Here is a 13,715-nt window from a genome sequence, read left to right as displayed (position 1 = left end):
GTGCGCATCGGAAACATCGACGGCAGAGCCGTCGTCCTCACCGGCAGCACGGGAGCGCAGCGGGCAGTCGACATCGCCGAGGCCAGCGGCGGACGGTTCGGCCCTGACCCCAGAGGCGTATTCGAGGACTGGTCCGAGTTCGCACAGTGGGCGACGAAGGCCGAATTCGGTCCGGGTCGGGCCGTCGACGCCGACGATCTCGGAGCGCCGATTCCGGATCCGCGTCAGATCTTCGCCATCGGTCTGAACTATCGCGACCATGCCGACGAGGCGAAGCTCGATCCGCCTGATGACCTGGTCGTATTCACCAAGTTCGTCTCCTCGCTCGCCGAACCCAACGCCACCGTCGCGCTCCCGAGCGACACGGTCGACTACGAGACCGAACTCGTCGTCATCGTGGGCCGGGAACTCCACAAGGCGACCCCGGAGGAAGCCCGGTCGTCGATCGCCGGGTACGCCGTCGGACAGGACTACAGCGAACGGACCGTGCAGCTGCGCGGTCCGGCACCGCAGTTCAGCCTCGGGAAGTCCTTCCCCGGTTTCGCCCCGTTCGGTCCCGCCGTGGTCACAGGCGATGAGCTCGCCGATCCCGATGCCCTCCGCATCACAGCGCGGATCACCGGGCCGACGGCGGAGCCCCACGGTGGTTCGTGGACCGTGCAGGACGGCACGACCGCTGATCTGATCTTCTCCGTCGAACGCATCCTCGCAGACCTCTCGCAGATCGTCAGGCTCTACCCCGGCGACCTCGTCTTCACCGGCACACCGGCCGGAGTCGGTGCCGCGCGCGGAATCTTCCTGCGCCCAGGCGATGTCCTGGAGAGCACCATCGAAGGCGTCGGCACGATCACCAACACGTTCGTCGCATCATGAGCGAAGGGACACACGGCGTCACACGCCTGTGGGAGCCCGATCCGGAGACTCCAGCAGGCCCCATGCGGCGCTTTCTCGACGAGGTCGCCGCACGCGAAGGCGTGCCGCTCGCCGACTACCGTTCGGCTTTGGACTGGTCGACGACCGATATCGCAGGGTTCTGGGATTCCATTCGGCGACATTTCGACGTCGCTGGGGAGTGGCCGGGCCCGGCTCTGAGAAGCGAGCGGATGCCCGGGGCGAAGTGGTTTCCCGAGGCTCGGCTCAACTACGCCGAACACCTGCTGCGCAGAGCCGACGGACCGGAGGCTGATCGCACGGCCGTCGTCGTCGACGAGGACGGCACACGTCGAGAACTGTCGTGGCGGGACCTGGCGGCATCCGTCCACTCCGTCGCTGCCGGGCTGCGCGCTCGCGGTGTCGGTCCCGGCGATGTCGTCGCCGCGGTCCTGCCGAATGTTCCTGAGACCATCATCGCCCTGCTCGCGACGGCATCGATCGGCGCGATCTGGTCGGTGTGCTCCCCCGAGCTCGCGGCCCCGGCTGCCATCTCCCGGCTCTCCCAACTGGGTCCTGTGGTGCTCTTCGGATCGACCGGGTACGAATTCAACGGCAAGTGGCTCGATCGGCGGGACCACCTCGGCGAGATCGCTGCAGCCCTGCCCACTGTACGTGAGCTCATCGACGTAGGGCCCGACGGCTTCGACGGACTCCTCGCCGTCCCCGGGAACGCTGAATACGAACGGGTCGGATTCGATCACCCCCTCTGGGTCCTGTTCACCTCCGGCACGACCGGAGCACCCAAGGGAATCGTGCACGGCCACGGCGGCATGCTGCTCGAAGGGCTCAAGCTCTTCGGACTGCACTGCGAACTCACCGAAGAGGACCGGTTCTCGGTCGCAGCGAACACCTCGTGGATGGTGTGGAACCTCCTCGTCGACAGCCTGCTCACCGGTGCGTCGATCGTCACGTACTCCGGATCGCCGACCTACCCCCGAGTCGATCGGCAGTTCCAGCTCTCGGCACAGACCGGAGTGACGGTGTTCGGCGCGGGTGCGGCGTACCTGAGAGCAGTGCAGGAATCCGGACTCAACCCGGGAACCGACAGCGATCTGTCCTCCGTGAGACTGGGGATCACCACCGGGTCCACGCTGGCAGATCCCTCCGCTCTGTGGCTGTGCGATCAGTTCTCGCCGGAGTTCCGGCTCGCCGATTCCAGCGGCGGCACCGACATCTGCTCTGGCTTCATCGGCGGCAATCCTCTGGAACCTGTGCGTCTGGGCCGCATGCAGGGCGCCATGCTCGGGGTCGCCCTCGAGATCTACGGCGACGACGGACGCCCTGTCCGTGAGCAGGTCGGTGAACTCGTCATCACCAAGCCCATGCCGGCCATGCCGGTCGCCTTCTGGAACGATCCCGACGGCTCCCGCTACCGCAATGCGTACTTCGCACAGTTCCCCGATGTCTGGACGCACGGAGACTGGGCGGTCGAGAGCGTCGACGGCACCTGCGAAGTGCTCGGCCGCTCCGACGCCACCTTGAATCGGGGCGGCGTCCGTCTCGGCTCCGCGGAGATCTACAGCGCTCTCGACAACATCGAGGGAATCCACGACTCCATGGTGCTCGGGGTGGAAGTGCCCGGCGGCGATTACTGGATGCCGCTGTTCGTGGTGCTCGACGGCACCCGTGCACTCGACGATGACCTCACCGCCGAGATCAGGAACGCCATTCGCAGCCGTGCCTCAGCACGGCATGTGCCCGACGAGATCATCGCAGTGCCGGCGATTCCTCTCACGCACACCGGCAAGAAGGTCGAAGTGCCTGTGAAGAGGCTCTTCGTCGGCGACGGAGCACCGGCGCCCGACCGAGGAGCGCTCGCGAATCCCGCAGCTCTCGACTGGTTCGTCCAGCGAGCCGCAGACTTCCGTGCCGAGCACGCGAAGACGAACTGAAGATCAACCACGAAGGGAAGAGAATGACCGATCTGAGGCGGATCGATACACACCAGCACTACATCCCGGACTTCTACCGGACCGCAATGGAGGCCAACCACGTCTCGGCCGGCGGCTGGTCGACTCCCGACTGGACTCCCGAGGGCGCCATCGCGCTGATGGACTCCGAAGAGATCAGCACCGGCATCGTCTCGATCAGCTCGCCCGGCACTCATTTCGGCGACGACGAGCAGGCGCGCACCCTTGCCCGCAAAGTCAACGAATTCGGTGCCGAACTGGTCAAGGACCGCCCTGACCGCTTCGGATTCTTCGCGTCTCTGCCGCTGCCCGATGTCGACGGAGCCGTTGCCGAGGCGGCCCATGCCTTGGACGAGCTGCAAGCGGACGGGGTGGTGCTGATGTCGAACGTCCGGGGCCGCTACCTCGGCGATCCATCGTTCGAGTCGCTCTGGGCGGAGCTCGAGCGTCGGGATGCACCGGTCTTCATCCATCCCGACGCTCCCCCGATGGCGATGCTCGAGGGCTTGCCCAGTCCCCTGCTGGACTTCCCGTTCGACACGACCCGCACTGCCGTGCACATGGTCGCCAACGGCGTCCTCCGACGGCATCCGGGTCTGCGGGTCATTCTGTCCCACGCTGGAGGCTTCCTCCCGTATGCCGCGCAGCGGTTCACCTATGCTGCGGCATTCAACGACGGGATCACTCCCGAGACGGTGATGGAGGATCTGCGACGGTTCTACTTCGACACCGCATTGTCGTCGACGCCCTACTCTCTGCCATCGCTGACGGCGTTCGGCGATCCGACGCGCATCGTCTTCGGCAGCGACTACCCGTTCGCCCCGTCCCCGCGAGTGTTCAGCGAACAGCTCGACACCAGCGACCTGGACGATGGGCTCAAAGCGGCGATCAATCGCGACAACGCGGAACGCCTCTTCCCACGACTGCGGTGATCGGACACGGCCGTGATCTGACACTTCGGTCGGCGAGCGCTTGACCCGCTGAACGCTCGAGCCCGTGAACGCTCTGGCCGGTGGACCCCCGAGCCGGTGAGTCAGACGTCCGTGCGTCAGCCGGACGTCCACGCCCCGCGGCTCACCGCTTTCCAGATGTCCCAGCGCCGCGCACTTGCCCGTGGCGCTGGGACTTCCTGTTCGCGGTCAGGCGGCAGCGGCCGCGACAACTCGTGAATGCGACAGCGGCCCGGTCGAGCGCGATCGCTCGTCCGGGCCGCTGGTCACCCGCACAGCTGCGGGAGCGCCTCAGAGTCTCAGAAGTCCCAGTCCTCGTCCTGGGTGTTCTCGGCCTTGCCGATGACGTAGGACGAACCGGAGCCGGAGAAGAAGTCGTGGTTCTCGTCGCTATTGGGCGAGAGCGCCGCGAGGATCGCCGGGTTGACGTCCGTGACCTCCTTGGGGAACATCGCCTCATAGCCGAGGTTCATCAGCGCCTTGTTGGCGTTGTAGTGGAGGAACTTCTTGCAGTCCTCGGCCAGACCCACCGAATCGTAGAGCTCGTGGGTGTAGGAGACCTCGTTCTCGTAGAGCTCGAAGAGGAGGTTCATCGTGTAGTCCTTGAGCTCGGCACGACGCTCCTCGGACTGCGACTCCAGCCCGCGCTGGTACTTGTAGCCGATGTAGTACCCATGGACAGCCTCATCGCGGATGATGAGGCGGATGAGGTCCGCGGTGTTCGTCAGCTTCGCATGCGAGGACCAGTACATCGGCAGGTAGAAGCCCGAGTAGAAGAGGAACGACTCGAGCAGCGTCGAGGCGACCTTGCGCTTGAGCGGATCATCACCCCGGTAGTAGCTGAGGATGATGTCGGCCTTCTGCTGCAGATACGTGTTCTCCCGCGACCAGCGGAACGCCTCGTCGATCTCCTTCGTCGAGCACAGGGTCGAGAAGATCGAGGAGTACGACTTCGCGTGCACGCTCTCCATGAACGCGATGTTCGTCATCACGGCTTCCTCGTGCGGGGTCACCGCATCGGGGATGAGCGAGATCGCACCGACCGTGCCCTGGATCGTGTCGAGCAGGGTCAGCCCGGTGAAGACGCGCATCGTCAGCGTCTTCTCCTCATCGGTCAGGGTCGCCCACGAGGGCACGTCGTTGCTCAGCGGCACCTTCTCCGGCAGCCAGAAATTGCCGGTGAGGCGGTCCCAGACGTCGTCGTCGACGGGGTCGACGACACGGTTCCAGTTGATGGCATCGACGTGCGAGGCCAGGGTGAGGTTCTCCAAGACGGTCTTCTCTCTTCTTCCAGTTCGAACGATCTGCGGGTCTCAGCGGTCGGTTAGCGTCACAGCATGCACGAGACGCAGCCGTCGACCTCGGTGCCCTGCAGGGCCAGCTGCCGCAGGCGGATGTAGTAGATCGTCTTGATGCCCTTGCGCCACGCGTAGATCTGCGCCTTGTTGATGTCGCGCGTCGTCGCCGTGTCCATGAAGAACAGCGTCAGGGACAGACCCTGGTCGACGTGCTTCGTCGCCTCGGCGTAGGTGTCGATGATCTTCTCGTACCCGATCTCGTACGCATCCTGGTAGTACTCGAGGTTGTCGTTGTCCATGAAGGGAGCCGGGTAGTAGACGCGCCCGATCTTGCCCTCCTTGCGGATCTCGATCTTCGAGGCCACCGGGTGGATCGACGAGGTGGAGTTGTTGATGTAGGAGATCGACCCGGTCGGCGGGACGGCCTGGAGGTTCTGGTTGTAGATGCCGTGCTCGGCCACCGCAGCCTTGAGTTCGCGCCAGTCGTCCTGGGTCGGGATGTGCACCCCCGCCTCGGCGAAGAGCTCCGCCACCCGGTCGGTGCGCGGGGTCCACGCCTCATCGATGTACTTGTCGAAGTACTCACCGGTCGCGTACTTCGAACGCTCGAAGCCGGCGAACGTGCGCCCGCGCTCCTTCGCGATCTCCATCGAGGCCCGCACGCAGTGGTAGGCGACGGTGTAGAAGTACATGTTCGTGAAGTCGAGGCCCTCGTCGGAACCGTAGTAGACGTGCTCACGGGCGAGGTAGCCGTGGAGGTTCATCTGACCCAGACCGATCGCATGCGACATGTCGTTGCCGCGGGCGATCGAGGGCACCGACTGGATGTCGGAGGTCTCGGCGACGGCGGTGAGGCCGCGGATCGCGGTCTCCACGGTGCGCCCGAAGTCCTCGGAGTCCATCGTCAGGGCGATGTTGAGAGAACCGAGGTTGCAGGAGATGTCCTTGCCGACGACGTCGTAGCCCAGATCCTGGTCGTACTTCGACGGTTCGGAGACCTGGAGGATCTCCGAGCACAGGTTGGACATGATGATCTTGCCGTCGATCGGGTTCGCCCGGTTCACGGTGTCCTCGAACATGATGTACGGGTAGCCGGACTCGAACTGGATCTCCGCGAGGGTCTGGAAGAACTCGCGGGCGTTGATCTTCTTCTTCCGGATCGAGGCGTTGTCGACCATCTCCTCGTACTTCTCCGTGACGTCGACGTCGGAGAAGGGGATCCCGTAGACGCGCTCGACGTCGTAGGGGCTGAAGAGGTACATGTCCTCGTTGCGCTTGGCCAGCTCGAACGTGATGTCGGGGATGACGACGCCGAGCGAGAGGGTCTTGATGCGGATCTTCTCGTCCGCGTTCTCCCGCTTCGTGTCGAGGAAGGAGTAGATGTCGGGGTGGTGGGCGTGGATGTAGACGGCACCGGCGCCCTGGCGCGCGCCGAGCTGGTTGGCGTAGGAGAAGGAGTCTTCGAGCAGCTTCATCACGGGGATGACGCCGGAGGACTGGTTCTCGATCTTCTTGATCGGGGCACCGGACTCGCGGATGTTCGTCAGGCTGAACGCCACGCCGCCGCCGCGCTTGGACAGCTGCAGGGCGGAGTTGATCGAGCGGCCGATCGACTCCATGTTGTCCTCGATGCGCAGGAGGAAGCAGGAGACGAGCTCGCCGCGCTGCTTCTTGCCCGCGTTGAGGAACGTCGGGGTCGCCGGCTGGAAGCGGCCGGTGATGATCTCGTCGACGAGCTGGGTCGCGAGGGTCTCATCGCCGCGGGCGAGGAAGAGGGCGACCATGACGACGCGGTCCTCGAAGCGTTCGAGGTAGCGCTTGCCGTCGAAGGTCTTCAGCGTGTACGAGGTGTAGAACTTGAACGCGCCGAGGAAGGTCTGGAAGCGGAACTTGTGCGAGTAGGCGCGCTTCGACAGGGCGGCGATGAAGTCGAACGAGTACTGCTCGAGGACCTCGGGCTCGTAGTAGTCCTTCTCGACGAGGTAGTCGAGCTTCTCCTTGAGGTCGTGGAAGAAGACCGTGTTGTTGTTCACATGCTGGAGGAAGTACTGGCGCGCGGCCTGCTTGTCCCTCTCGAACTGGATCCGCCCGTCCATGTCGTAGAGGTTCAGCATGGCATTGAGCGCGTGGTAGTCCAGATCCGTCTCTTCGCGGATGATGTCCTCTACATTGCGGTCTTCAGCGAGCTCTCGCACAGTTTGTCCAATCCTAGGTTCACATCCGCGACCTCTTCGGGGGTGCCGAGGAGTTCGACGCGGTACAGAAGGGGTACACGGCACTTCGCGGCGACGGTCTTCGCCGCCCGGCAGTACTCTGCGCCGAAGTTGGTGTTTCCGGCGCCGATCACGCCGACGAGGTGCCGACGATTCGATTCGATATTGAGGAACTTGATCACCTGCTTGGGCACGGCCCCGCGGTTGGGACCGGCCCCGTAGGTGGGGGTGACGAGCACGAACGGCTCGTCGACCAGCAACGTCTCATCCTTCGTCAGCAGCGGCAGACGGCGGGTGGGATGATCGAGCTTGCCCACGAAGCGGTGGGTGTACTCGGACGTGCTGGAGTAGTAGACGACGAGCATCAGGCCACGACGGAGGCCGCCGTCTGCTGACCGGCCAGCGCGGCGATCTTGTCGGGACGGAATCCCGACCAGTGGTCGCTGTCGGTGACGACGACCGGCGCCTGCATGTAGCCCATGGCCTTGACGACGTCGAGGGCGTTCTCATCGACGCTGAGGTCGACCGTGGTGTACTTCAGTCCTTTGGCGTCGAGCGCACGGTAGGTGGCGTTGCACTGGACACAAGAGGGCTTGGTGTACACGGTGATCATGGCGACTCCTCGATTTCTGCGCTTGAGTATGGGTTGACTGCTGCTCGATCATGTCGGCTCCGCGGCCTCCGACGTGGGAGGGATCACGGTGAAGGGGACCGACGATGACCACTAGATGTTGTGTTCGGGTACGAGCCTACCCCTATATCCAGTGTTACACCAGTGTGATTCGACCCGTCCACACCCTGTGTCCTCAGCCCTCCACAGCCGTCCACAGGGTGTGAACGACATCGGTGTAGTTCGATCACCTGCGAGGACACGGGCCTCTCCCGCCGAGGCGGCCGACGACGACCCGTTTCCGGGCCGAGTTATCCACCGCTGTCCACAGGGGAAATTCGTCCCCTGTGGGCATGTCGCCTCGGCGTGTCGAGGACTGTGTCCGGACTTCCACACTATGTGTCGGTACTGACACGAGAACACCCAGTCGCATGTCAGGGTCCGCTCCTATGCTGGGGGTGACGGACAGCACGCCGGGCCACCCGGCGGGCTGCGACCACGGCACCGACGATGAGAGGGTCAGAGAACGCATGACCGCAACGGCACCGGCCAACACGCAGGAGATCGCCCACGCGAAGTCCCTCCTCGGCGGGCTCGAATCCTATCTCGACCATTTCGTCGTCGGTCAGCAGCGACTGCGGGAGTCCCTCCTCATCGGTCTGCTCTCCGGCGGACATCTCCTCCTCGAAAGCGTTCCCGGCCTGGCGAAGACGACGGCCGCGGCCGCTCTCGCCAACGCCGTCGACGGCAAGTTCTCCCGCATCCAGTGCACCCCGGACCTGCTGCCGGCCGACATCATCGGCTCGCAGATCTACAACGCCCGCGAGGGATCGTTCAACACGGTGCTCGGACCCGTGCACGCCAACATCGTCCTCCTCGACGAGATCAACCGCTCCTCGGCGAAGACGCAGTCGGCGATGCTCGAGGCGATGCAGGAGCGGCAGACGACGATCGGCGGCCAGCGCTTCGACCTGCCCAAGCCCTTCCTCGTCATGGCCACGCAGAACCCGATCGAGCAGGAGGGCACGTACCAGCTGCCCGAGGCCCAGCTCGACCGCTTCATGATCAAGGACCTCCTCACCCACCCCAGCCCCAACGAGGAGGTCGAGATCCTCTCCCGCCTCGACTCGGGGGTCTTCGACAAGGACTCGGTGCCCGCGGCCAGCTGCACGCTCGAGGACGTCATGACGATGCAGCGCTACGCGCGCACCATCTACATCGACCCGTCGATCACCCGCTACCTCGTCGAACTCGTCCACGCGACGAGGAACACGCAGAAGTACCTCGGACGGCTCTCGCCCTACATCGAGTACGGTGCGAGCCCGCGCGCCTCGATCGCCTTCACCAACGCCGGCCGCTCGCTGGCGATGATCCGCGGACGCAACTACGTCATCCCCGAGGACATCAAGGACCTCGCCCACCGCGTCCTCGCCCACCGCATCCAGCTCAACTTCGAAGCCGCCGCGGAGAACATCACGAGCGCCCAGGTCGTCGATGCCCTCCTCATGGCCGTGCCCACCCCGTGACCCGGTGCTGAGATGACTGCCCTGCTCAACCGGATCAAAGCGCGGATGACCATTCACGCCCACCGGCGCACCCGCCGTCTCCTCGACGGCGACTACTCCTCGGTCTTCCACGGCCACAGCCTCGACTTCGACGACCTGCGCGACTACATCCCCGGCGATGAGATCCGCGACATCGACTGGAAGGCCACCGCCCGGCACGCCGATCCCCTCGTCAAGCGCTACGTCGCCCACCGCCGGCACATCCTCGCCCTCGTCGTCGACTCCTCCCGCGGCTTCGACGCCGTGACCTCGGCCGGGGCGGACAAACGTCAGCTCGCGATCCTCATGGCCGGGATGACGGGATACCTCGCGGTGCGCCACGGCGACGACGTCATGCTCATCCACGGCAATGCCGAACGCACGATCGCCTCGCCCCGCAAGGGCAGCGAAGCCCACCTGGAGAACCTCCTCCAGCAGATCCTCGCCGAATCCGGTGACGAGGTCGACGGGTCGATCGACGCCCAGCTGCAGTGGATCGCCGGGCACATCACCCACCGCATGCTCATCGTCGTCATCTCCGACCAGGCTCCCCTGGGCCCGGCGGAGGAGGCGACGATCAAGCGGCTGCGCGCCCAGCACGAGATGCTGTGGATGACGATCACCGACGCGGATCTCGCCCACCTGCCCACCGCCTCGGCGCCGTTCGACGTCTCCCGCGCCGAGGTGGGGCTGCCGGCCACGGTCATGGCCGACCCCCGCGTGCAGGCCGAGTACATCGTCGCCGAGGCGGCCCGCCGGACCCAGCGCAGCGACCTGCTCGCGAAGCTCGGCATCGCCCACACGGAGATCGCCGACCCCGAACAGGCGCTCGGCAGCCTCCACTCCCTGCTCTGGAGGCATCGCCGTGGGTCCCGCTGAGCTCGTCGGTCCCCTCCAGATCTCGGTCTGGTGGTACGTCGCGGCCGCGTTCGTCCTCCTCCTGGCCCTCCTCAACCTCTTCGCCCCGCTCCTGCGCGCCGCCGCCGGCGCCACCGGCCGGGCCCAGCCGCGGATCCCCATCCCCGTGCGCAGCACCTACATGTCGCGCATCAGCGACGTCGAGGCGAACCTCGCGTCGGGAGAGACCGACGTCCGCGAGTCGGCGCGGCAGCTGGCGAAGATCGTGCGCGAGTTCGCCCGCGACGCGTGGGGTGTCCGGGCCGAGCATCTGACCTACCGCGATGCCGCGGTCGCCGGTCTCGACGACCTCGCCGACTCCCTGCGCGGGCTCTACACGGCTGAGTTCGCCGAGGTGGAGTCCGTGGATCTCGCCCCCCAGATCGCCGAGGCGAGGAAGCTGGTGGCCAGATGGTCCTGATGTTCTGGTGGCTGGCCCTGGCCCTGCTCCTCCTCGCCGCCCTCGCCGTCTTCATCTTCCGTAAGCCTCGGCGCACCGAGTCGTCCCTGCCGGTGGCCCACAGCGGCCGCATGACGAGCCTGCCGGGCTTCCGCCGGGCGATGCGCAGGAAGATGATGACGACCATCGCGTTCCTCGGCGTCATCGCGCTCACCGGGCTCGGGGCGCTCGCCGGTGTGGCTCGTCCCGCGTGGATCGAGACGGTCAACCCGGAGAAGAAGCTGCGCGACGTCATGCTCTGCCTCGACGTGTCCGGGTCGATGCTCGGCTACGACGCCGACCTGCTCGCGGCCTACCAGGAGCTCGTCGACCGGTTCGACGGGGAGCGCATCGGGCTGACCGTATTCAACGCCACAGCCGTGGCTGCGTTCCCGCTCACCGACGACTACGACATGGTGCAGAACTACCTCGAGGACGCCGAGGAGGGGTTCCGGACGTGGGGCTCCCAGGGCACCGACTACTCGTGGTCGACGTCCCCGCCCAACATCGGCGGCTCCTCCCTCATCGGCGACGGCCTCGTCTCGTGCGTCGACAACTTCGACCGCAAGGACGAGGACCGGTCCCGCTCGATCGTCTTCGCCACCGACAACATGCTCGCCGGTGAGCCCCTGTTCGAACTCAACGAGGCCGCCGACATCGCCGTCGATGCCAAGGTGCGCGTCTACAGCCTCTCCCCGCCCTCGATCCTGGCGACCACGCAGACCCAGGAGCTCAAGTCCGTCTCCGACCGGACCGGGGGCAAGCAGTTCGACATGGGCTCGGCGACGACGATCGACCGCATCGTCTCGGAGATCCAGAGCCAGGAGGCCCAGAACACTCCGGGCCGGTCGTACACGATCGTCCACGACATGCCCGCCGCCCCGCTGCTCATCGCCGTGTTCGGACTCATCGGGGTCTTCGTCCTCGCCTGGAGGGTGCGCTCATGATCTTCGACCCGCTCTTCGGCTGGATCGGCCTCGGCCTCATGACCGCCGTCCTCCTCACGCTCTGCCTCATCCCCGTCATCCGCGGTGAGGGGCCGAAGTGGAAGTGGTTCGTGCGCATGGGCGTCGTCGCAGTCCTCGCCCTCGCCCTCGCCCGTCCCGGCATCGCCCAGAAGTCGACGACGGAGGAGTACGAGGCGGCCGCCGACGTCTACTTCCTCGTCGACACGACGACGTCGATGGCCGCCGAGGACTACGACGGGACCACCCCGCGCATCGAGGGTGTGAAGAAGGACATGCTCGAGCTCGCGAAGCAGCTGCCGGGTGCGCGCCTGAGCATCATCACCTTCGCCTCGACCGCCTCGACGGCGATGCCGCTGACGACCGATCATGCGGCCTTCGCCTCGGCCGTCGACGTCCTCACCCCGGAGATGTCGCTCAACTCCAACGGCTCCTCGATCACCGAGGCCGGTGACGAGCTCAAGGCGCGCATGGACTCCAATGCGGAGGACCGCCCCGACAACAAGCGGCTCGTGTTCTACTTCGGCGACGGCGAGCAGACGGCCTCGGGATCCCCTGACTCGTGGACCTCGTTCGCCGCGAACATCGACAGCGGCGCCGTCTTCGGCTACGGCACCGCGCAGGGCGGGAAGATGAAGGAGTCCCAGCCCTTCGGCTACGGCGGCCTGCCCGGCGACACCGACCACGGCGGCCAGAACGGCGGCGGTCAGAACGGCAACGGTCTGGGCACCGGGGATCAGTACATCCGCGACGCCCAGGGCAACCCCGGGATCTCGAAGATCGACGAAGGCAATCTCAGGCAGATCGGCTCCGACCTCGGCCTGCCCTACTTCCAGCGCGACGGCAGCAGCCCGGTCTCGGCCGTCTACACCGCCCCCAAGTACGATCAGCAGCTCGTGAAGAAGGACGGCCGCGTCACCGTCGACGAGTACTACTGGATCCCGCTCACCCTCGTCTTCGTCTGGATCGCCGTCGAGATGGTCTTCGCCTTCCGCGAGTTCCTCCGGCTGCGGTCGGTCATGCCCTCTCGCCGAGGCGGTCGCGGCGGATCCGGCGGTCCTCCCGGTCCGGGTGCCGGCAACCATCCTGCGCGGGGACTGGTCGCGTCCGGAACGGCAGGCAGCGGACAGAGCGGAGGCCGACCATGAGACGGATGCTCAGACGATGGTCGGGCCTGCGGCTGCTGACGAAGATCAACCTCGTCGTCGGCACCGCGATCCTCCTCGCCTTCGCCTACCTCGGCACCACCGTGTACTTCGGGGCGGCCTCGCAGGTCCGCTACGACTCCAACGACTTCCCCGGCGCCCAGAAGGCCGCGACGACGTTCCTTGCGCTCAGTCCGCTCGAGAGGCACATCGGCTACTACAACCGCGGCACCGCGAAGGCCGCCGTCGGCGACTTCGAACCCGCGCAGGAGGACCTCGAGACCGCACTCGAGATCACCCCGCCCCGTGACGAGTGCGCGGTGCGGATCAACCTCTCCTACGTCTACGAGAAGCTCGCCGACCAGGTCGCCGGCCAGGACGAGAAGAAGTCCGGTGAACTCTACGACCAGGCCCTGGCCACACTCGACGACGCACCCGAGGAGTGCCGCCCCGACAAGAGCGAGACGCAGCAGAAGAGCGACGAGGCGAAGCAGCGCGTCGAGAACAAGAAGCAGGGCGGCCAGTCCCAGAACAGCGGATCGGGTGACGACTCCCAGGGCTCCGACGATTCGCAGAACGACGATCAGCAGTCCGGTGACGACTCGCAGGGCTCGAACGACCAGGGATCGAACGACAACTCCGACACCGGTGATCAGAACACCGACGACGGCGCCGGCCAGACCGAGCAGGAGAAGAAGCGCGAAGAGCTCAAGCAGCGCGGCGAGGACTCCAACCGCGAACAGCAGCAGCAGGGACCCGGCGGCAACGGCGGACGCACGACCCCGGACAAGCCGTGGTGAGCCGGGTCGAG

13 protein-coding genes are annotated in these 13,715 nt (G+C 65.9%); 9 read left to right on the top strand and 4 right to left on the bottom strand.

The window, feature by feature from the left end; all coding sequences use genetic code 11:
• Genes AACX88_RS06110 through AACX88_RS06100 form a run of 3 tightly spaced genes read left to right on the top strand, consistent with a single transcriptional unit; the run spans position 1 to position 3,775 of the window.
• Entirely contained in the window at positions 1 to 873 is an 873-nt protein-coding gene (locus AACX88_RS06110) for a fumarylacetoacetate hydrolase family protein (RefSeq protein ID WP_339392212.1), read from the top strand.
• Positions 870 to 2,825, top strand: a complete 1,956-nt coding sequence (locus AACX88_RS06105; RefSeq protein ID WP_339392211.1) for an acetoacetate--CoA ligase — start codon at positions 870 to 872, stop codon at positions 2,823 to 2,825. Before AACX88_RS06110 ends, AACX88_RS06105 begins: the two co-directional genes overlap by 4 nt.
• A 23-nt stretch (positions 2,826 to 2,848) precedes the next feature.
• A complete protein-coding gene (locus AACX88_RS06100) occupies positions 2,849 to 3,775 on the top strand; it encodes an amidohydrolase family protein (protein ID WP_339392210.1) in 927 nt (308 codons plus the stop codon).
• 317 nt (positions 3,776 to 4,092) lie between these two features.
• Here AACX88_RS06100 and nrdF read toward each other — a convergent pair whose 3' ends face one another.
• The 4 genes from nrdF to nrdH are packed head-to-tail and all read right to left on the bottom strand — an operon-like array spanning position 4,093 to position 7,917.
• Positions 4,093 to 5,064 carry a class 1b ribonucleoside-diphosphate reductase subunit beta gene (nrdF, locus tag AACX88_RS06095; protein ID WP_339392209.1) on the bottom strand — a complete coding sequence of 324 codons (972 nt, stop codon included), beginning with the start codon at positions 5,062 to 5,064 and terminating at the stop codon, positions 4,093 to 4,095.
• Between the two features lie 59 nt (positions 5,065 to 5,123).
• Positions 5,124 to 7,250: a class 1b ribonucleoside-diphosphate reductase subunit alpha gene (gene nrdE, locus AACX88_RS06090; RefSeq protein ID WP_339392233.1), complete on the bottom strand. Its 2,127-nt coding sequence runs from the start codon at positions 7,248 to 7,250 to the stop codon at positions 5,124 to 5,126.
• A 5-nt stretch (positions 7,251 to 7,255) separates the two neighbouring features.
• Complete coding sequence (nrdI, locus tag AACX88_RS06085) at positions 7,256 to 7,669, bottom strand: class Ib ribonucleoside-diphosphate reductase assembly flavoprotein NrdI (RefSeq protein WP_339392208.1); 414 nt, start codon at positions 7,667 to 7,669, stop codon at positions 7,256 to 7,258.
• Positions 7,669 to 7,917 (bottom strand): glutaredoxin-like protein NrdH, encoded by a 249-nt coding sequence (gene nrdH, locus AACX88_RS06080; RefSeq protein WP_339392207.1) that lies wholly within the window; start codon positions 7,915 to 7,917, stop codon positions 7,669 to 7,671. Before nrdH ends, nrdI begins: the two co-directional genes overlap by 1 nt.
• 527 nt (positions 7,918 to 8,444) lie before the next feature.
• Between nrdH and AACX88_RS06075 the strand changes: the two genes are divergently transcribed.
• The 6 genes from AACX88_RS06075 to AACX88_RS06050 are packed head-to-tail and all read left to right on the top strand — an operon-like array spanning position 8,445 to position 13,704.
• The gene (locus tag AACX88_RS06075) at positions 8,445 to 9,440 is read left to right on the top strand and encodes an AAA family ATPase (RefSeq protein WP_339392206.1); all 996 of its coding nucleotides are present in this window, start codon (positions 8,445 to 8,447) and stop codon (positions 9,438 to 9,440) included.
• Positions 9,441 to 9,452: 12 nt separating this feature from the next.
• Positions 9,453 to 10,337, top strand: coding sequence for a DUF58 domain-containing protein (locus AACX88_RS06070; RefSeq protein ID WP_339392205.1), 885 nt, complete (start codon positions 9,453 to 9,455; stop codon positions 10,335 to 10,337).
• Positions 10,324 to 10,776, top strand: coding sequence for a hypothetical protein (locus tag AACX88_RS06065; RefSeq protein WP_339392204.1), 453 nt, complete (start codon positions 10,324 to 10,326; stop codon positions 10,774 to 10,776). Before AACX88_RS06070 ends, AACX88_RS06065 begins: the two co-directional genes overlap by 14 nt.
• Positions 10,767 to 11,741, top strand: a complete 975-nt coding sequence (locus AACX88_RS06060; protein WP_339392203.1) for a vWA domain-containing protein — start codon at positions 10,767 to 10,769, stop codon at positions 11,739 to 11,741. Before AACX88_RS06065 ends, AACX88_RS06060 begins: the two co-directional genes overlap by 10 nt.
• Positions 11,738 to 12,907, top strand: coding sequence for a vWA domain-containing protein (locus AACX88_RS06055; RefSeq protein ID WP_339392202.1), 1,170 nt, complete (start codon positions 11,738 to 11,740; stop codon positions 12,905 to 12,907). The genes AACX88_RS06060 and AACX88_RS06055 overlap by 4 nt, the downstream gene beginning before the upstream one ends.
• Entirely contained in the window at positions 12,904 to 13,704 is an 801-nt protein-coding gene (locus tag AACX88_RS06050; protein ID WP_339392201.1) for a tetratricopeptide repeat protein, read from the top strand. The genes AACX88_RS06055 and AACX88_RS06050 overlap by 4 nt, the downstream gene beginning before the upstream one ends.
• Positions 13,705 to 13,715 lie beyond the last annotated feature (11 nt).

It is taken from the genome of Brevibacterium metallidurans, assembly GCF_037101285.1.
GTDB classification, from domain to species: Bacteria; Actinomycetota; Actinomycetes; order Actinomycetales; family Brevibacteriaceae; genus Brevibacterium; species Brevibacterium metallidurans.
This window is presented reverse-complemented; position numbering and strand designations above follow the sequence as displayed.

Coding starts and splice junctions, on each gene's coding strand:
- AACX88_RS06060 (WP_339392203.1), top strand. CDS start 10,767: ATGGTCCTGATGTTCTGGTGGCTGGCCCTGGCCCTGCTCCTCCTCGCC.
- nrdI (WP_339392208.1), bottom strand. CDS start 7,669: ATGCTCGTCGTCTACTACTCCAGCACGTCCGAGTACACCCACCGCTTC.
- AACX88_RS06050 (WP_339392201.1), top strand. CDS start 12,904: ATGAGACGGATGCTCAGACGATGGTCGGGCCTGCGGCTGCTGACGAAG.
- AACX88_RS06105 (WP_339392211.1), top strand. CDS start 870: ATGAGCGAAGGGACACACGGCGTCACACGCCTGTGGGAGCCCGATCCG.
- nrdH (WP_339392207.1), bottom strand. CDS start 7,917: ATGATCACCGTGTACACCAAGCCCTCTTGTGTCCAGTGCAACGCCACC.
- AACX88_RS06100 (WP_339392210.1), top strand. CDS start 2,849: ATGACCGATCTGAGGCGGATCGATACACACCAGCACTACATCCCGGAC.
- AACX88_RS06055 (WP_339392202.1), top strand. CDS start 11,738: ATGATCTTCGACCCGCTCTTCGGCTGGATCGGCCTCGGCCTCATGACC.
- AACX88_RS06070 (WP_339392205.1), top strand. CDS start 9,453: ATGACTGCCCTGCTCAACCGGATCAAAGCGCGGATGACCATTCACGCC.
- AACX88_RS06075 (WP_339392206.1), top strand. CDS start 8,445: ATGACCGCAACGGCACCGGCCAACACGCAGGAGATCGCCCACGCGAAG.